Here is a 17,406-nt window from a genome sequence, read left to right as displayed (position 1 = left end):
CCTGTCGAGTGCCCGCCATGACCATCGATCTGGCCGCGCGCCACACTTTCTCCGCTGCACCCGCAGCGGTGTTTGCACTCGCCGTCGATGGCGAACGCTTCCCGGTCCTGTTCCGCGGTTTCGGACCGATTCCGGGATTGCGCCGCATCACCCTGCACGGGCCGCTCGCGGCCGGTGTGACGCGCGATGTCGAAGGCGAGGACGGCGTCGTGATGCTGGAGACCGTCACTGCGCTCGAACCGGGCCGTCGACACGCCTACAGCCTGAGCCGGTTGCGCCCGCCGCTGTCATGGCTGGTGCGTGTCGGCCACGCCGACTGGACCTTCTCTCCCGAGGGCGATGGCGCCGCGGTGATCTGGCGATATCGCTTCGAACTCGCCACGCCGCTGGCGTGGCCGCTGGCCGCGCCGCTGCTGACGATCTTCATGCAGGGTGCGATGCGGCGTTGCCTGGCGGCGATGGCGCAAGCACTCGCCTGACCGCCTCACCCCAGCCGCGATACAAGGCATCGCGCTCGGGCGCAGGCATCTGCACCTCGAACCGCCGCTCGCAACCCCATTGCGTCGCGATCCGCTCCAGCGAGTCGTAAAGGCCGATGCCGAGGCCCGCCATGCAGGCTGCCCCGAGTGCGGTGGTCTCGATCCCGTTCGGACGATCCACCGGGACGCCGAGCAAGTCGGCCAGCGATTGCGCGAACCAGTCGTTGGCGGCCATGCCGCCATCGATGCGCAGCGTGCACGCAGCGGCCGCGCCGTCCCGCTGCATGGCATCGAGCAGGTCGCGGGTCTGGAAGCAGACGGATTGCAGCCCCGCGGTGACGATCTCGGCGATGCCGGTGTCACGCGTCAAACCCAGAATCGCGCCACGCGCATGCGGGTCCCAATGCGGCGCGCCGAGGCCGGTGAAGGCCGGCACCAGATAAACGCCGTTGCTGCCACGCGCACCGCGGGCGATCGCTTCGCTCTGCGCAGCGCTGTCGATCAATTTCAGGCCATCGCGCAACCACTGGATCGCCGCGCCGGCGACGAAGATGCTGCCCTCGATGGCATAGGTCGTCACCCCGTCGATGCGATAGGCGACGGTGCTGAGCAAGCGGTTGCGCGAACGCGCGATCTCGCCGCCGGTATTCATCACGATGAAGCAGCCGGTGCCGTAGGTGCTCTTGATCATGCCCGGCGCGAAGCAGGCCTGGCCGACCAGCGCCGCCTGCTGATCGCCGAGCACGCCGCGGATCGGCATTGCGGCACCGAACCAGGCGCGATCGACGACCCCGAAGTCGCCGTTCGAGTCGCGCACCTCGGGCAACAGCGCACGCGGCACATCGAACAGCGCGCACAATGCCTCGTCCCATTGTTGCGTCCGCAGGTCGAACAACAGGGTGCGCGAGGCATTCGTCGCATCGGTCGCGAAGGTGCGCCCGCCGGTGAGCTTCCACAACAACCAGGTGTCGATGGTGCCGAAGCAAAGTTCGCCACCTGCGGCACGTGCACGCGCATCGGGCACTTGGTCCAGCGTCCACGCGATCTTGGTCGCCGAGAAATACGGATCGAGCAACAGACCCGTCTTCGCCGCGACGCGGTCTTCGTGCCCGGCTGCACGCAAGCGTTCGCACACGTCGGCGGTGCGCCGGTCCTGCCAGACGATGGCGCGGTGGACCGGGCGCCCGCTGTCGCGTTCCCACAGCACCGTCGTCTCGCGTTGATTGGTGATGCCGACTGCGATGATCCGGGTCGCATCCAGCGACGCTTCCGCAAACACGCGGCGCACCACCGCCAGCGTCGTCGCCCAGATCTCGTCGGCATCCTGTTCGACCCAGCCCGGCCGCGGATAATGCTGCATGAATTCCTGCTGCGCCGTCGCCACCGCGCGGCCCAACGCATCGAACACGATGGCACGGATGCTGGTGGTGCCGGCGTCGATCGACAGCAGGTACTCGGACATGGTGCGGCACTCCTTGAGCTCGGTCGATTCTAGGGAATCGACATGAGCATCGCGGGACAGAGCCCGCTCCCACAAGAGCAAGCCACACAGCAAAAGCATCGCGGGACGGAGCCCGCTCCCACAAAAGCCAGAAACCTGGTCTTGGCACTTGTGGGAGCGGGCTCTGTCCCGCGACGCCCTACGAGCCCCTCAACCAGGAGTGAGGCCACTCCGATGCCGTCGGAACCAATCCCGCCCGCACCGGATTCAGCAGGCAGTACTCGATGGCGGCAGCCAGCTGCGCGTCGCTGTCGATGCGGCGATCGTGATACTGCGTCTGCCAGATCGTGCAAGCGTGATGCAGGCGCTTCGCGATGGCGTTGGCGGTGAAACTCTTCATCGTGCGCAGCAGCGACTGCCAGTCGCCGCCAAGCGGATCGGCGACGAAATGCAGGTGGTCGGGCATGACCACCGCAACATGCAGCAGCAATCGATGCGCCGCGTCCAGCCACTGCAACGATTCGAGCACGGTCGCCGCGGCGACGGGATCCGCCAGCAGCGGCTGTCGACCGGCGCAGCAGGTGGTGATCAACGCCGTGCCGGCAGTTCGATGCAATCGCAGCCGATGGCTGCCGCGGGTGATGCGAGTGTCCATGCGCGAAGGATCACCGCCCGGCGGCGGACGGTCATTGGGTAGCTGCCGAAACTGGCAAGGGAAATTTCTCAAAAAGCGTCGCGGGACAGAGCCCGCTCCCACAAAAGCTAGGAGCAGGTCTCTGGCTCCTGTGGGAGCGGGCTCTGCCCCGCGACGCTCTTGCGGGAGCAAGCCCCCCCCAACACCCGACTGCTAGGCTCGCCGCCCATGCACCGCATCGCCACCTTCGCACTCTCCCTGTCCGTCGCCGCCCTGGCGGGCTGCAGCCCGCCAGCCGCCAATGAAGCGGCAAAGGCGACGAAATCGATTCCGGTCAAGGTGAAGCGCAGCGTCAGCGCCTTGCCTGCCCGTTACGACACCGCCCTGCCGGAGTCGTCCGCCGCGATGAAGGCCTGGTTCAAGGGCGATGCGACACCGCCGCCGCAAGCCCATGTGTTCGATGCACTCGCGCGCGGCGACGCGGTGATGTTCGAGCGCCTGCAGGCTGCCGCAACACGCGTGGACGAGGCCGACGCCAGCGCCTGGGCGCAGGCCTGGCATCAAGGCCTGCACTATCGCGATACCACTTCGTCATTCTGTACCACCGCGCAGGCCATCGTCGACGCACCACCGTCGCATCTGCGCATGGCCGTCGTCGGCACCTTTGCCGAACACTGCGCGCAGGCTGATGCGCTGGCGCTGATCGTGCGTGCCGACACGCCGGACTGGGCGGTGCTGGCCTGGTATTCGCCGTGGCGCGACCGCGCACTGGGCGCAGCGATGCCTTACGACACGCGACTCGCAGATGTCCTGCACGCCGCCATCGCGCACAATGACCGCAGCATGGCCTACGAGGCGGCCTTGGCGATGGCGAAGCTGTCCGATCCGGCCGCCATGACGACGCTGCGTGCCGAACACGCGACGATCCAGGACGCAAAGTTCTCGACCTATCTCGCGCAAGCGATGCAGTCGCCGGTATCCACGCCACAGGCCACGACCGCGGCAACGGCAGACGCGCGTGCACTGGCTGCGCGCCTGCGCGATCTCGGCTTCACCCGTGTCGATCCCGATCATCCCGGCGACGCGACCACGGCCGACGACCTGCTGGTCGAGGCCGGGCACGGCTACTGGTTCGACGTCGAGACCGGCACCTTCCCGAACGAACACGATTCGCTGTTGCGATCACTCGCTGACACTGTACGCCCGGCGCTGGACGACGTGGTGTTCGAGGAGATCGCACCGGACATCGATGACGAGGACGGCGGCTACGTGCTGCGCGCCTATGTCGATGGCCAGATGCTCGAGACAGCGGCCGAGAATCTGGGCGACTGGTACGACGTCGATGCCGTGCTGCGCCTGCTCGACGCCGCGTTGCTGGAACGCCGCTCCGACCAGCGTTTTGTCTTGCTCGAGACCATGGACCAGACCGCGACGATCATCGGCGGCCCGGGCGACGTGCTGCGCGCCGCCCTCGATGCCGGCCTGATCACGAGTGGCGACCCGAAGGCCGCAGAGGCACTCGGCAAGTCCTTCGAGGACCGCGTGAAAGCATCGCTGGACTGAGCCCGGCCCGCCGCAAAAAGCGTCGCGGGACGGAGCCCGCTCCCACAAGAGCCTCCTACACAAGAACTAGCCCCACCGATTCTGGAATGCCAAACCACCGCTCTTGTGGGAGCGGGCTCCGTCCCGCGACGCTCTAAAACCTCAACGCTTCATGCCGTCATACAACGGCTTGTTCTTGTCGACGATGTGCACCGTGACCAGCTTGATCGGTGTATCCGACAGCACCTTGAACCCGCCATGCATCACGCCGCGCGCATTCATCAGCGGCGCGCCGGTGGCCAGTTCGAACTCGGGCTTGCCGTCCACATGCACGCGCCCGCCTTCAAGCACATAGCCGGTCTCGACACCATGATGGAAATGCGCCGGCATCACCTCGCCCGGCTGGATCACCACCACCGACGTGATCACCTCCATGCCCGGCGCGCCGTCGAGATCGGCACGCTTCAACTCGGTGCGCCCGGGCAGATCGTCCGCCAACGTCGACGCGACAACGCTGGCGCAAGACAGCGCAAGCATCCACATGAATCCGATACCGAGTGTTCGCTTGTTCATCGCCTCGTCCTCAATCCGTCTGTCGATCCGCCGGGGTTCACGTCGATGGTTCAGCAAATCAGTGTGCGACGCTGACATTGAGTGATTGACCGCTGCCAACATTCTGTATCTTCGATTGCGTCAATGTCCCCAGCTGCGAAAAGGATTGCGCATGAAGATCGTGCTGAGCCGAAAGGGATTCGATTCCGCCAACGGGAAAGTGCCAAGCGAGCCCTTGTAGGGGCCGGCCTTGTCGTTGGGCTCGGCGCCCTGGCTGAGGTGCGCGAGCAGGAATCGTTCGGATGCGCCAGCACGCATCGAATCAATATCGAGACTGAGGGTCGAGAACATCGAATCTCCCGGGCAGCACGAACCTAGTCGCAAAGCGACGCAGTGAGGATGCATTCCCCCGGGGATGCCGCGCTGTTGTAGCGCGGAGGTGAGCGGTGAGGCAAGAGCGTCGCGGGACAGAGCCCGCTCCCACAAAAGCCAAGAGCAGGATTCTGGCTTCTGTGGGAGCGGGCTCTGCCCCGCGATCTTTAGCGACTCAACGCCGCCGCATGCCAGGCGATGTGTTCGCCGATGAAACTGGCGATGAAGTAGTAGCTGTGGTCGTAGCCGGGTTGCAGGCGCAAGGTGAGCGGGTGGTTCGCGCGGGTGCAGGCGGATTGCAGCAAGTCGGGGCGGAGTTGGGTGCTGAGGAATTCGTCGGCGTCGCCTTGGTCGACGAGCAGGGGCAGGCGTTCCGGCGCGTGCTCGATCAGGGCGCAGGTGTCCCACGCGCGCCATACGGATTCGTCGTCGCCGAGATAGGCGCGCAGGGCCTTCTGGCCCCACGGCACCTGCGTCGGCGCGACGATCGGCGAGAACGCGGAGACGCTGCGATAGCGACCGGGATGACGCAACGCGATGACGAGTGCGCCGTGCCCGCCCATCGAATGGCCGCTGATGCTGCGCGCATCGGTGGCCGGGAAGTTCGCTTCGATCCAGGCCGGCAACTCGCGCGCGATGTAGTCGTGCATGCGGTAGTGCGCGGCCCACGGCGCCTGCGTCGCATCGACGTAGAAACCGGCACCGACGCCGAGGTCATAGCCTTCGGCATCGGCCACGCCGGCGCCACGCGGACTGGTGTCCGACGTCACCACGATCAATCCGTGCTCGGCCGCGTAACGCTGCAGGCCGGCCTTGGTGATCGCGTTCTGTTCGGTGCAGGTGAGGCCGCTCAGCCAGTACAGCACCGGGCAGCGCTGCATCGCGGCCTGCGGCGGCAGATAGACACCGACGTTCATGTCGCAATCGAGCGTGTCGCTGCGATGGCGAACCACGTCCTGCCAGCCGCCGAAACAGGCGCGATGTTCGAGTCGTTGCATGATTCCCCGCAGGTATGTAGGAGCGCCGCGTGCGGCGCGATGCTCTCAATAATGGATGACGGTGCGGATGGACTTGCCTTCGTGCATCAGCTCGAAGGCGTGATTGATGTCGGTCAGCGGCATCTGGTGGGTGACGAAGGGCGCGAGTTCGATCTCGCCGCGCATCGATTGTTCGACCATGCCCGGCAGCTGCGAGCGGCCTTTCACGCCGCCGAACGCGGTGCCCATCCACTTGCGGCCGGTGACCAGCTGGAACGGTCGCGTCGAAATTTCCTGACCGGCGCCGGCGACGCCGATGATCACCGACTGGCCCCAGCCGCGATGCGCGCATTCGAGCGCAGCGCGCATCACCTGCACGTTGCCGATGCATTCGAAGGAATGATCGACGCCCCAGCCGGTCATCTCGACGATGACGTGCTGCACCGGTTTGTCGTGGTCCTTCGGGTTGACGCAGTCGGTCGCGCCCATCTGTTTCGCGAGCTCGAACTTCGACGGGTTGGTGTCGATGGCGATGATGCGCCCGGCCTTCGCCTGGCGCGCGCCCTGCACGACCGCGAGGCCGATGCCGCCGAGCCCGAACACCGCGACCGAATCGCCCGGCTGCACTTTCGCCGTGTTGTGCACCGCACCGATGCCGGTGGTGACGCCGCAGCCGAGCAGGCAGACGTGTTCGGGCTTCGCCTCCGGGTGGATTTTCGCGAGCGAGACTTCGGCGACCACGGTGTATTCGCTGAAGGTGCTGCAGCCCATGTAGTGGTACAGCGGCTGGCCGTTGTACGAGAAGCGCGAACTGCCGTCCGGCATCACGCCCTTGCCCTGGGTCGCGCGCACGGCCACGCACAGGTTGGTCTTGCCCGACTTGCAGAACAGGCATTCGCCGCATTCGGCGGTGTACAGCGGGATGACGTGGTCGCCCGGCTTCACGCTGGTCACGCCTTCGCCGACTTCGACGACGATGCCCGCACCCTCGTGCCCGAGCACGACCGGGAACAGGCCTTCCGGATCATCGCCCGACAGCGTGAATGCATCGGTATGGCAGACGCCGGTGTGGGTGATCTTGACCAGCACCTCGCCCTTGCGCGGCGGCGCGACATCGATCTCGACGATCTGCAACGGCTGGCCCGCTTCGAACGCAACGGCGGCACGTGATTTCATGGGGATACTCCGATGGACAGGCAACGGCCTAAAGTATCGCCCACCCCGAGAAGAAACCATGAGCCCAAGCGCCGCGCCCTGGTGCCTCTACCTGATCGAATGCCGCAATGGTGCCTGGTACGCGGGCATCACCAATGACATCGAGCGGCGCTACGCGGCGCATGTGTCCGGACGTGGCGCGAAGTACACACGGGCCAATCCGCCGCTGCGGCTGCTCGGCACGCGCACGTTTGCGGACCGCAGCAGCGCCAGCAAGGCCGAGCACGCCATCCGCCGATTGCCGCGGGCGAAGAAGATCGCGTTCCTGCAGGGACAGAACGGCTGATGCCTTACGCCGTGGCGGCGGACTGTCGTGCCGCGATCCGGAACATCTGCGCGGCACCGAGCCACAACGCGACGAAGCAGGCCGACAACACCGCGCCTTCGCTCGATCCGGCGATCGCGGCGACCGGCACCGCCAGCGCCTGCACGATCGCAACCGCGACCAGGGCATGCGCCATGCCTTGCGGCTGCAGTCGCGCGACGGCAGCACCGATCAATCCGGTGAGCAGCACGGCGGCAAACACCAGATTGGCCGGATCATCTTCGTCGCCGATGATGCCGACGGCGAGACTGATCCAGACCAGGGCGAAGGCGCCGACGATCGCGATGCCGAAACCGGCGCGATAGGCACTGCTGCGCGACATCCGCGTGGCGATTTCGTAGGCGCCGCCCGCGGCACCGAGCATCAGCGCCCAGAACACGAAGTCGAACACGCTCCAGTTCATTTCGGTCGTGAATCGCATCGCGATCACGGGCAGCAGCCAGAGCGCGGCAACCAGACTCCAGATCGCGACCCGGAAGCGGTTGCCATGCGATCCACCACGATGTGACAGCTGCGCGTTCATGTTCCTACTCCCTGCTTGATTGAGATTGCCGAAACCAAAGCCTAGGACGCGCAGCGGGCTTATCGATGGTCGAATTATGCAGCGAAGCAGGCAACGCGACCCCGAAAACGCATACCATCGGCCTGTCCCTGCTGACGCGCGAGCCGCATGCCTTGATCGCCTGGTGCACATCGCTGTTGCGCAAGATCGCGTCGCTGACCGGCATCGGTCGCGCGCGTGCACCGCGAGAAGAGGCCGACGCCGAGATCCGCGAGGTGTTCTTTGCCGAACTCCGCGAGGTGACGCGATCGCTGCAGCAGGCCTGCGCGGCATGGCGCCTCGATCCGTCCGATCAGGCGGCGATGAAGGCCCTGCGGCGCGGTTTTCACACCCTCAAGGGATCGGCGCCACTGGTCGGCGCGACTGCACTGAGCGACTTCAGCGGTCGTCTGGAAAAACTGACGGCACGCATTCTGGAACAAGCGCCACCGGCATCGCCGGATCTGATCGCGATGGTCGAACAGGCGATCGCATTGCTGCCGGCGTTCGCCGTTGCCATTCGCGATGCACGCCCGGCACCGGCGCAGGCCCGCAGCATCGACGACCGGATCCGGCGCCTCCTTGCCTGACACGAACGCTCACGCCCGCGGCGATCAGCGCAGGTAGACGAGGCCGAGCACGACCAGGCCGAGCACGATGCGATACCAGACGAAAGGCATCAGGCCGAGGCGGCGCAGGAAATGCAGCAGGAAATGGATGCAGGCGATGCCGCCGATCGCGGCGACTGCTGCACCCAGCGCGAAGTCCGCCCAGATGATGGCCTCGCCGCTCTTGTACAGTTCCAGTGCGCCATGCGCGCAGGCGGCCGCCGTGATCGGCACGCCCATCAGGAAGCTGTAGCGCGCCGCTTCGTGGCGGTCGAGCCCGAGGAACAGGCCGGCGGTCATGGTGATGCCGGAACGCGAGGTGCCCGGGATCAGGGCCAGCGCCTGCGCGGCACCGATGAGCAGCGCCTCCTTGATCGTCACGCTGGTGATGCCGCGGGTCTTGCCGCTGGCGCGGTCGGCGATGCCGAGCAGAATGCCGAAGGCGATCAGGTTCACTGCGATCAAAGCCGGCACGCGCAACGTCGCGGCGGTTTCCTCGCCCATGCTGGCGCCGACGATGGCCGCGGGGATGATGCCGAGCGCCAGCCCGATGCCGAGCCGATGCTGGGTGCGACCGTGTTCGCTGCGATCGCGCGTGAGCATGGCGGTGGCGATGCCGGCCAGGTCACGACGGTAATAGGCCAGCACCGCGATCAGCGTGCCGAAATGCAGGGCGAGGTCGAAGGTGACGCCCTGATAGTCCCAGCCGAGCAGGAAGCCGATCAGGCCGAGATGTCCGGAACTCGACACCGGCAGGAATTCGGTGATGGCCTGGACCAGGGCAAGAAGGATGATGTGGCTGAGTTCCATGCACGGCGCCGTCGAAAAAGAAGGCGATTGTGCCAGTGCCGGCCGCCGCATCACCCCCGTTGCGCGTGACGAAGTGCGGGCAACATGGCCGGCCCGGGTACGGCTTCGCTATGCTCGGACCCGCTCCACGAGGTCTGCATGAACCAGAATCGCGTGCTTGTCGTCGACGACGAGCCGGACATCCGACAACTCATCGGCGACATCCTGCTCGACGAAGGCCATCAGGTCGATACCGCCGACAGCGTCGCCTCGGCACGCCTCGCCATGGCGGCATTCAAGCCGGACCTGATCCTGCTCGATGTCTGGCTGCCGGACGGCGACGGCGTGGCGCTGTTGCAGGAATGGCAGGAACACGGCGGCACCGGCGGTGCGCCGGTGGTGATGATCTCGGGACACGGCACCATCGAGACCGCAGTCAGCGCGCTCAAGCTCGGCGCCTACGATTTTCTGGAAAAGCCCGTGTCGCTGGCCAAGTTGCTCACGACCGTGCAGCGCGGCTTCGAACATGCCGCGCTGAAACGGGAGAACCAGGGTCTGCGCGCGCGCGCCGCACCGCCGCCACCGATCGGCGGCAGTACCGCGATGCAGATCCTGCGCACGCAACTGGAACGCGCCGCGCATGCCGACGCGCCCTTGCTGATTCGCGGCGAGACCGGCACCGGCAAAGAATCGCTCGCGCGCTACGTGCATGGTCATGGTCCGCGTGCCGCCGCACCCTTCGTGCATTTTGCCGCCGCGACCATGGCCGGTGAGCGCGGGGTCGGCGCCTTGTTCGGGCGCGAGACCGCACATGGCGAGGAGGCAGGCGCCATCGCCCAGGCTGCGAGCGGCACACTCTATGTCGATGATGTCGCCAGCCTCGATGCCAGCACGCAGGCACGGCTTGCTTCGGCCATCGCCGCACGCCAGTACGTGCCGGAAGGCGGACAGAAGCCGCGGCCGTTTCCGGCGCGCGTGGTGGTGTCCAGCACGCGGCCACTGGAACAGGAACTGCAGGCCGGCACCTTGCGCGAGGACCTGTTCTTCCAGCTCAACGTGCTGTCGGTGCACGTGCCGGCGCTGCGCGAACGCCCCGAAGACATCGCCGCCCTGCTCGGCGTGCATCTGGAGCAAGTGGCGCAACGCGACAGCCTGCCACCGCGCACGCTCAGTGCTGCCGCGATCGAGCGCCTGCGCCGGCATCCCTGGCCCGGCAATTTGCGCGAATTGCGCAACCTGGTGCAGCGTCTGCTGATCATCGGTGGCGACGGCGAGATCGACCTCGACGAGATCGAGGATGCGCTCGGCATCATCGCCCCGAACCCGGGCAAGCCGGCCGGCGATTTCCTGCTCGACCTGTCGCTGCCGCTGCGTGACGCCCGCGACCGCTTCGAACGCGCCTACCTGATGCGGCAACTGCGGCTCTGCCGTGGCTCGGTCTCGCGCCTCGCCAGCATTTCCGGCATGGAACGCACCCACCTCTACCGCAAGCTCAAGGACCTCGGCGTCGATCCCAAGGCGCTGGACGCGAGCGAATGAACCGCTGCGTGCGCGCACTCGGTGGCTTGATGCTGATCGTCGCGGGACGAACGACGGCTGGGGCCGCAGCGACGGTCGCGTCGCCGCTGGATCCGTTGAAGTCAGGCTTGAATGGTGCCGGTTGCGAATACCGCGACCTCGACACGCAGGATCTGGTGATGGTCACCCTATCCAGGTCCTTGCCGGACGACGGTCGCGGTATCGCACGCGTTTCGGTGCAGGGCGAGGAACAGCAGCTCGACCGGATCGACACCGGGGACAGCGGACGCCAGGTGTTTCGCAACGACCAGGTTCACATCGTCGCCCGCGACTTCGGTCCGATCGATCCCTGTGCCGGCAGCGAATGCGAAGGCAGTCGGCAACGCGCCGTGCTCGACGTCCGCCAGGGAACCCGGCGCGTCCGCGTGGCCGTGGACGTGCACTGCGGCGCCTGACGCCGTGGTCGGCGACTTGATGTTGACGCCGCCGATGCGATGATCGGCACTTCGTCACCGGAGAGCGCCATGAGCCAGTCCCACGATCCGCGTCGTCGCGATTTCATTGCCGGCACTGCCGCGTTGGCAGCAGCGTCGACCCTGCCCCATTCGGCGCAGGCCGGACACGGCGACCATGAGCACCTGGGTGACTTCGAGCTCGCCGGCAAGGACCGCGCGGCACTGGCGCTCGGCCTGCAGAACGGCAGCTACACCGCACTCGGCCTGACCCGCGCCTACCTAGAACGCATCCAGGCGCATGATGCGCGCACGGTCAATGCGGTGATCGAGCTGAATCCGGACGCCGAAGCCATTGCCGCGCAACTCGATGCCGAGCACAAGGCCGGCAAGTCGCGCGGGCCGCTGCATGGCCTGCCGCTGCTGATCAAGGACAACATCGACACTGGCGACCGCATGCACACGACCGCCGGCTCGCTCGCACTCGCCGACTGGCACGCGCCGGTCGACGCGCCACTCGTCGCCAGCCTGCGTGCTGCCGGGGCCGTGATTCTCGGCAAGACCAATCTCAGCGAATGGGCGAATGCGCGCTCGACCCGCTCGTCCAGTGGCTGGAGCGCGCGCGGCGGGCAGACCACGAACGCCTACGACCGCACGCGCTCGCCGAGCGGCTCCAGTTCCGGCACGGGCGCTGCGATCGCGATGGAATTCGCGGCACTCGGCATCGGCACCGAGACCGATGGCTCGATCATCTCGCCGGCCAATGCCAACGGGCTGGTCGGACTCAAGCCGACCCTGGGCCTGGTGCCGCGCGCCGGCATCATCCCGATCGCGCATTCGCAGGACACCGCCGGGCCGATGACGCGCAGCGTCGCCGACGCCGCGGCGTTGCTGGCGGCAATCGTGCAGCCGAACCGCGAGCCGGGCTTCATCGCAGCGCCCGCGGCAGGCTTCGACCGTGACTATCTCGGCGCCCTGAAGGCGCGGGCCGCGCAGGGCGCGCGCATCGGCGTCGCGCGTGGCTTGTTCGGCTTCCATCCGGACGTGGACGCACTCGCCGAAAACGCGATCCGCGCACTCAAGGACCTCGGCGCCGAGATCATCGACGAGGTGAAGATCGACAGCATCGGCCAGTTCGACGACAGCGAATTCGACGTGCTGAGCTACGAACTCAAGGCCGATCTGAATGCCTACCTCACGCGCCTGCCGAAATCGGCGCCGGCACGCACGCTCGCCGAACTGATCGAATTCAACCGCGTGCGCGCCACGCTGGAAATGCCGTTCTTCGGCCAGGAATGGTTCGAGAGCGCGCAGGCCAAGGGGCCGCTCAGTGATCCGGCCTACCGCGATGCGCTCGCGAAGAACCACGAACTGAGCCGCAGCAAGGGGATCGATGCGGCATTTTCGGCGCACCGGCTGGATGCGCTGATCGGACCGAGCGGCGGCCCGGCCTGGCTGATCGATCACATCAATGGCGACCACTACACCGGCGGCAACACCTCGCTTGCCGCGGTGGCCGGCTATCCGCACCTGACGGTGCCGATGGGATTCGTCCAGCACCTGCCGGTCGGTCTCAGCTTCATCGGATTGCCTTACTCGGAAGCGAGGCTGCTCGGCCTCGGTTACGCCTTCGAACAGGCGACCCGGGCACGCAAGTCGCCGTTCCGATCGCGGTGACCGTTGTGCTGTGACAGGTTTCTCGGCCGCATTGCGTATCCGAGGGCAACCTTGCTGGATTGCCCCGGAGTACGTCATGTCTCGCCGTGTTGCCCTGATCTTCACCGCCCTGCTTGCCGGCCTTGCCGGTGCCGATACCCGCGCCGACGTGCTCGGCGGCAAATACTGCGAAGCTGGCTGCAACCTCTACCGCAGCGTGTCGATCTTCGGCGACACCATGAATGGCGACACCGAGCCGCTGTCGCTGCTCGGCGGGCCAACGAATTCCGGACTGCTGGATGCATCGGCCATGGTCTACGACCCCGCCGAAAAGACCGTGCTGGTCGCGGATTTCTTTGGCCAGAAGATCCATGTCTTTCCTGCCGACGCGCGCGGCGACGTGGCGCCGCTGCGCAGCTTTTCGAGCCTGCTCCTCGGACAACCGCGGAATGTCGTGCGCGTCAGCGGACAGGACGAATACATCGCGCTGAACAGCAACTTCCTCTATGCCTTCGCGCGCACCGCGACCGGCGCGGCCATTCCGCTGCGCCAGACGACCTATGCACCGACGGTGATCAACAATGCCAGCGGCCTCGCCTACCTGCCGGCCAGCGACGAGGTCGCGGTCGGCGACTACGAGGAGCTCGGCGACAATCTGTACGGCGGCGAGATCCTGATCTTTCCGCGCACGATCAGTGGCGCGCCGGTCCCGGCAAGGCGCATCGGCGGCAACCTCACCCAGCTCGGCAGCTTCGTCAACTCGCTCGCCATCGATCCGGTGCGCAACGAGCTGTTCGCCCTGGTCAGCGATGTCGACGGCAGCGGCCGCATCGTCGTGTTCCCGGCGAACGCGAGCGGCAATGTCGCGCCGCTGCGCATGATCGGTGGCGGCAACACGCGGATGGTCAATGCCCAAGGCCTCGACTACTACGCCTTCCTCGACGAACTGCTGGTCGCGAGTGGTTCCTACAACAGCGCGGCGACGCGCATCCTCGGCTTCGCACGTGGCGCCAATGGCAACGTCGTACCGAGTCACGACATCAGCGGTCCGAACACCGGCGTGACCCCGGCATCGGGTTGGAGCAGCGTGGTCGGCGTGCCGCTTGCACTGGTTTTTGGCGACGGCTTCGAATAGGTCCCCTGTCAGTTCGTACCGTTGCGTTTTCGCGAGTCGCATGCGAGCGTCCGGATTCGGGGAAGACAGGCGAAGGACGGCAGGATGCAGGGTTCCGAGCGAAAGGAGGTGCCCTTCCGGCACAGCCTGAGGGCCAGATTGCTGGTTGGTCTGTTGCTCGCGCTGGCGATGATGCTGGCGGCCGTTCTCGTCGTCTTTTATCTGCGTGGCTATGAACTCCTGATGGCGCGCGAACGCGACGTCGCCAATGCCGCGGCACAGCGCCTGGCCAGCGACATGGGCAAGGAACTGGCACTGGCCGAGGGTCTCGCGGTGGCGCTGGAAAATCTCGGCGAGCGCCTGCCGCATGACGAAGCCTTGTGGCGCGACGTGATCCCCGGCGTACTCGATCTGGACGGCCGCGCCGATCTCATCGCCGGCGGCGGCCTGTGGCCGGAACCCGATGCCTACACCCCGGGCGTGGCACGGCGCAGCTTCTTCTGGGGTCGCGACGCCGACGGCGTGCTGCGCTACTTCGATGATTACAACGCCGCCGATGGCCCCGGTTACCACGGCGAAGAATGGTACGTCCCGGCGCGCCACCAGCGCGAAGGCCGCTGTTATTGGTCGCGCTCGTACCAGGATCCCTACAGCGGCGAGCAGATGGTCACCTGCACCGCCGCGATGCGCGTGGCCGGGCGCTTCATCGGCGTCAGCACGGTGGACCTGAAACTGTCCGGCCTGCAGGACTTCCTCGATCGTCGCGGTGCCGCCTTGCAGGGCTATGCCTTCGCCATCGATCGCAACGGCGTGTTCATCACGGTCCCGCCGATGCGGCGCACACCGATGCCGGCCGGCGCGCCCGCCACGCCCAAGGGCACCGTGTTCGGTATCGCCGACTTCGCATCGCATCATCAGGATTTCGCGGCGCTGGCCCAGTTCCTGGATCTGCCGACCGACCATCCCGGCGATCCGCGTCAGGACGAGATCGCACGCCAGATCGACCAGGCCACCAACAGCATCGATCGTCCCGAGGCCCAACGCATCGCCGCGCAGTTGCTGGACGACGGCACCCGGGGCGACGGCGTGCGGCAAACCACCCTGCCGCGCGACCCCTTCCTCAAGGAGGCCAGCCTGGTCACCGCCCAACGCCTGCCCGGCACGCACTGGCAACTGGTGCTGGTGCAGCCCGCGCGGCTGGTGCACGAAGCCGTGATGTCGATCATGACGCGGGTGGCCTGGGCCCTGGGCTTGGCCGTGGTCGTGGTCGTGCTGCTCGCCGGCTGGCTGCTGCGCCGCACCCTGGTCGTGCCGATCCGTCGCATCACCGAGCAGCTGGCGGCCACCGAACATTCGATCGTGCCCGGGCGCATCGACGTCCAAGGTCGCGACGAACTCGCGCAATTGGCCCGCACGTTCAACCGCTACGCCGGGCAGATCGGCGAGAGCCACGCCGACCTGCGCGCGTCGGCGGAGCAGTTCCGTGCGGTCACCGAACTGGCACACGATGCGCTGATCCAGATCGATGACCACGGCCGCATCGTCAGCATGAACCGCGCCGGCGGACAGATGTTCGGCTGGCAGGAGGCCGAACTGGTCGGCGGGGAATTCAGGCGGCTGATGCCCTGGGATCCGCGCAGCGAGAGCTTCGGCGAACACGATGACGCGGCCGTCAGCCGTCCCGCCAGCCACATGCTCGAACTGAGCGCGCAGCGCCGCGACGGCCGCGCCTTTCCGGCCGAGGTGTCGGTCAGCTATTGGCGCGGCCCGAGCCACGGCCTGTACAACGTGCAGGTGCGCGACGTGACCGAACGCCAGCGGGCCGAGGAACGTGTGCGCATGCTGGCCACGCACGACACGCTCACCGGCCTGCCGAACCGCACCCTGTTCAACGACCGCCTGAAGCGCGCGGTCGAGCGCTGCCTGCTCGAATCCACCGCGATGGCGCTGCTGTTCCTCGACCTCGACCATTTCAAGGTCGCGAACGACAGCCTCGGCCACAGCGTCGGTGACGCCCTGCTGCGCGCCGTCGGCGAACGCCTGCAGGACTGCATGCGCCCGGGCGACACCGTCTCGCGTCTCGGCGGCGACGAGTTCGCGATGCTGATGCCGAACCTGGTCGACGCCGGCGAAGCCGCGTGGATGGCCCAGCGCATCATCGACCGCATCGGCGACCTGTTCGAGATCGACAGCCACCGCCTCCAGATCGGCGTCAGCATCGGCGTCACGCTGTGCCCGGGGGACGACCGCAACGCCGAACAGCTGCTGCGCAAGGCCGATCTGGCGATGTATCACGCCAAGTCCGAAGGTCGGAACACGTTCCGCTTCTTCACCGAACGCCTGCATGCAGAACTGATGGAACGCAAGGCGCTGCTCGACGAACTCGCGCATGCCGTCGCCAGTCAGGAATTCGTGCTGCACTACCAACCCGTGCTGGCGACCCAGGGCGGCGAACTGCACGGCATCGAGGCTCTGATCCGCTGGCGTCATCCGACGCTCGGCCTGGTCACGCCGGAACGCTTCGTGCCGCTGGCCGAGCAAAGCGGCCTGATCGTTACGCTCGGCCACTGGATCATCGAACAGGCCATGGCCGACCTCGCCACCTGGGACGCGGCAGGCCTGCCGCCGGTGCGCCTCGCGATCAACCTGTCGCTTGCACAGTTCCGCGATCCGGCCCTGGTCGAACACCTGCAGGCCGCGCTTGCCCGCCATCGTGTCGCCGCCGCCCGCGTCGAACTGGAGCTGACCGAGACGGTGTTGATGCACGACCTCGGCGACGCCCTCCAGATCATGGCGCGCTTGCGTGCACTCGGGCTGGGCCCTGGCCGTCGACGACTTCGGCACCGGCTACTCGTCGCTGTCCTACCTCAAGCGCTTCCCGGTGCAGAAACTCAAGATCGACAAGAGCTTCGTGCGTGGCGTCGCCGAGGACGAGGAGTCGGCCGCGATCTGTCGATCGGTGATCGCACTCGGTCACAACCTCGGCCTGAATCTGGTCGCTGAAGGCGTCGAGGATCTGGCCGACCTGAAATGGTTGCGCCGTCACCACTGCGACTACATCCAGGGCTACTACATCAGCACCGCCTTGCCGATGCCGGCACTGCGGCAGTGGTGGCAGCAGCACCAGCAGATGCGCCGCCCGGTCACTGCCGAGGGCGACGACGCCAGCGACTGAACCGCGTCGCGCCGGA

Annotated in this window: 18 protein-coding genes; 10 read left to right on the top strand and 8 right to left on the bottom strand. The window is 66.8% G+C overall.

Annotated elements, in window-relative coordinates:
- The first annotated feature begins 17 nt into the window (after positions 1-17).
- Complete coding sequence (locus IPP28_02715; protein MBL0039965.1) at positions 18-479, top strand: SRPBCC family protein; 462 nt, start codon at positions 18-20, stop codon at positions 477-479.
- On the opposite strand, the gene glpK is transcribed toward IPP28_02715, so the two are convergent.
- A complete protein-coding gene (glpK, locus tag IPP28_02710; GenBank protein ID MBL0039964.1) occupies positions 424-1,941 on the bottom strand; it encodes a glycerol kinase GlpK in 1,518 nt (505 codons plus the stop codon). The genes IPP28_02715 and glpK overlap by 56 nt on opposite strands.
- A gap of 178 nt (positions 1,942-2,119) precedes the next feature.
- Positions 2,120-2,575 carry a transposase gene (locus IPP28_02705; GenBank protein MBL0039963.1) on the bottom strand — a complete coding sequence of 152 codons (456 nt, stop codon included), beginning with the start codon at positions 2,573-2,575 and terminating at the stop codon, positions 2,120-2,122.
- A 207-nt stretch (positions 2,576-2,782) separates the two neighbouring features.
- On the opposite strand from IPP28_02705, the gene IPP28_02700 reads away from it, so the two are divergent.
- Positions 2,783-4,117, top strand: a complete 1,335-nt coding sequence (locus IPP28_02700) for a hypothetical protein (GenBank protein ID MBL0039962.1) — start codon at positions 2,783-2,785, stop codon at positions 4,115-4,117.
- Between the two features lie 141 nt (positions 4,118-4,258).
- Here IPP28_02700 and IPP28_02695 read toward each other — a convergent pair whose 3' ends face one another.
- From IPP28_02695 to IPP28_02680, 4 genes are all read right to left on the bottom strand, one after another.
- Positions 4,259-4,633, bottom strand: coding sequence for a cupin domain-containing protein (locus tag IPP28_02695; protein ID MBL0039961.1), 375 nt, complete (start codon positions 4,631-4,633; stop codon positions 4,259-4,261).
- A 156-nt stretch (positions 4,634-4,789) separates the two neighbouring features.
- Positions 4,790-4,999 (bottom strand): hypothetical protein, encoded by a 210-nt coding sequence (locus IPP28_02690; protein ID MBL0039960.1) that lies wholly within the window; start codon positions 4,997-4,999, stop codon positions 4,790-4,792.
- A gap of 188 nt (positions 5,000-5,187) precedes the next feature.
- On the bottom strand, positions 5,188-6,018 hold the full coding sequence (gene fghA / locus IPP28_02685) for an S-formylglutathione hydrolase (GenBank protein MBL0039959.1): 831 nt from the start codon (positions 6,016-6,018) through the stop codon (positions 5,188-5,190).
- Positions 6,019-6,063: 45 nt separating this feature from the next.
- Entirely contained in the window at positions 6,064-7,173 is a 1,110-nt protein-coding gene (locus IPP28_02680; GenBank protein MBL0039958.1) for an S-(hydroxymethyl)glutathione dehydrogenase/class III alcohol dehydrogenase, read from the bottom strand.
- Between the two features lie 58 nt (positions 7,174-7,231).
- Here IPP28_02680 and IPP28_02675 point away from each other — a divergent pair, with 58 nt between their 5' ends.
- Positions 7,232-7,498, top strand: a complete 267-nt coding sequence (locus IPP28_02675; protein ID MBL0039957.1) for a GIY-YIG nuclease family protein — start codon at positions 7,232-7,234, stop codon at positions 7,496-7,498.
- A gap of 4 nt (positions 7,499-7,502) precedes the next feature.
- Here IPP28_02675 and IPP28_02670 read toward each other — a convergent pair whose 3' ends face one another.
- A complete protein-coding gene (locus IPP28_02670; protein MBL0039956.1) occupies positions 7,503-8,060 on the bottom strand; it encodes a hypothetical protein in 558 nt (185 codons plus the stop codon).
- A 65-nt stretch (positions 8,061-8,125) separates the two neighbouring features.
- On the opposite strand from IPP28_02670, the gene IPP28_02665 reads away from it, so the two are divergent.
- Complete coding sequence (locus IPP28_02665) at positions 8,126-8,668, top strand: Hpt domain-containing protein (protein ID MBL0039955.1); 543 nt, start codon at positions 8,126-8,128, stop codon at positions 8,666-8,668.
- A gap of 24 nt (positions 8,669-8,692) precedes the next feature.
- Here IPP28_02665 and IPP28_02660 read toward each other — a convergent pair whose 3' ends face one another.
- The gene (locus IPP28_02660) at positions 8,693-9,496 is read right to left on the bottom strand and encodes an undecaprenyl-diphosphate phosphatase (protein MBL0039954.1); all 804 of its coding nucleotides are present in this window, start codon (positions 9,494-9,496) and stop codon (positions 8,693-8,695) included.
- Positions 9,497-9,634: 138 nt separating this feature from the next.
- Here IPP28_02660 and IPP28_02655 point away from each other — a divergent pair, with 138 nt between their 5' ends.
- The 6 genes from IPP28_02655 to IPP28_02630 all read left to right on the top strand — a co-directional run bounded on the left by IPP28_02655 (position 9,635) and on the right by IPP28_02630 (position 17,390).
- Positions 9,635-11,014 (top strand): sigma-54-dependent Fis family transcriptional regulator, encoded by a 1,380-nt coding sequence (locus tag IPP28_02655; protein ID MBL0039953.1) that lies wholly within the window; start codon positions 9,635-9,637, stop codon positions 11,012-11,014.
- On the top strand, positions 11,011-11,448 hold the full coding sequence (locus IPP28_02650; protein MBL0039952.1) for a hypothetical protein: 438 nt from the start codon (positions 11,011-11,013) through the stop codon (positions 11,446-11,448). Before IPP28_02655 ends, IPP28_02650 begins: the two co-directional genes overlap by 4 nt.
- Positions 11,449-11,517: 69 nt before the next feature.
- Positions 11,518-13,122, top strand: coding sequence for an amidase (locus IPP28_02645; GenBank protein ID MBL0039951.1), 1,605 nt, complete (start codon positions 11,518-11,520; stop codon positions 13,120-13,122).
- 76 nt (positions 13,123-13,198) lie between these two features.
- Complete coding sequence (locus tag IPP28_02640) at positions 13,199-14,236, top strand: hypothetical protein (protein MBL0039950.1); 1,038 nt, start codon at positions 13,199-13,201, stop codon at positions 14,234-14,236.
- Positions 14,237-14,374: 138 nt separating this feature from the next.
- A complete protein-coding gene (locus tag IPP28_02635; protein MBL0039949.1) occupies positions 14,375-17,218 on the top strand; it encodes a diguanylate cyclase in 2,844 nt (947 codons plus the stop codon).
- Positions 17,175-17,390, top strand: coding sequence for an EAL domain-containing protein (locus IPP28_02630; GenBank protein MBL0039948.1), 216 nt, complete (start codon positions 17,175-17,177; stop codon positions 17,388-17,390). Before IPP28_02635 ends, IPP28_02630 begins: the two co-directional genes overlap by 44 nt.
- The last annotated feature ends 16 nt before the right edge of the window (positions 17,391-17,406 follow it).

The sequence above is a fragment of the Lysobacterales bacterium genome (genome assembly GCA_016721845.1).
GTDB lineage: Bacteria > Pseudomonadota > Gammaproteobacteria > Xanthomonadales > Ahniellaceae > JADKHK01.
The sequence above is the reverse complement of the archived record's forward strand: the minus strand, read 5'-3'. Positions and strand labels throughout refer to the sequence as shown.

Bases quoted from the DNA above. Each gene is read 5' to 3' on its own strand.
- IPP28_02715 (MBL0039965.1), top strand. From the start codon at position 18: ATGACCATCGATCTGGCCGCGCGCCACACTTTCTCCGCTGCACCCGCA.
- glpK (MBL0039964.1), bottom strand. From the start codon at position 1,941: ATGTCCGAGTACCTGCTGTCGATCGACGCCGGCACCACCAGCATCCGT.
- IPP28_02705 (MBL0039963.1), bottom strand. From the start codon at position 2,575: ATGGACACTCGCATCACCCGCGGCAGCCATCGGCTGCGATTGCATCGA.
- IPP28_02700 (MBL0039962.1), top strand. From the start codon at position 2,783: ATGCACCGCATCGCCACCTTCGCACTCTCCCTGTCCGTCGCCGCCCTG.
- IPP28_02695 (MBL0039961.1), bottom strand. From the start codon at position 4,633: ATGCTTGCGCTGTCTTGCGCCAGCGTTGTCGCGTCGACGTTGGCGGAC.
- IPP28_02690 (MBL0039960.1), bottom strand. From the start codon at position 4,999: ATGTTCTCGACCCTCAGTCTCGATATTGATTCGATGCGTGCTGGCGCA.
- fghA (MBL0039959.1), bottom strand. From the start codon at position 6,018: ATGCAACGACTCGAACATCGCGCCTGTTTCGGCGGCTGGCAGGACGTG.
- IPP28_02680 (MBL0039958.1), bottom strand. From the start codon at position 7,173: ATGAAATCACGTGCCGCCGTTGCGTTCGAAGCGGGCCAGCCGTTGCAG.
- IPP28_02675 (MBL0039957.1), top strand. From the start codon at position 7,232: ATGAGCCCAAGCGCCGCGCCCTGGTGCCTCTACCTGATCGAATGCCGC.
- IPP28_02670 (MBL0039956.1), bottom strand. From the start codon at position 8,060: ATGAACGCGCAGCTGTCACATCGTGGTGGATCGCATGGCAACCGCTTC.
- IPP28_02665 (MBL0039955.1), top strand. From the start codon at position 8,126: ATGGTCGAATTATGCAGCGAAGCAGGCAACGCGACCCCGAAAACGCAT.
- IPP28_02660 (MBL0039954.1), bottom strand. From the start codon at position 9,496: ATGGAACTCAGCCACATCATCCTTCTTGCCCTGGTCCAGGCCATCACC.
- IPP28_02655 (MBL0039953.1), top strand. From the start codon at position 9,635: ATGAACCAGAATCGCGTGCTTGTCGTCGACGACGAGCCGGACATCCGA.
- IPP28_02650 (MBL0039952.1), top strand. From the start codon at position 11,011: ATGAACCGCTGCGTGCGCGCACTCGGTGGCTTGATGCTGATCGTCGCG.
- IPP28_02645 (MBL0039951.1), top strand. From the start codon at position 11,518: ATGAGCCAGTCCCACGATCCGCGTCGTCGCGATTTCATTGCCGGCACT.
- IPP28_02640 (MBL0039950.1), top strand. From the start codon at position 13,199: ATGTCTCGCCGTGTTGCCCTGATCTTCACCGCCCTGCTTGCCGGCCTT.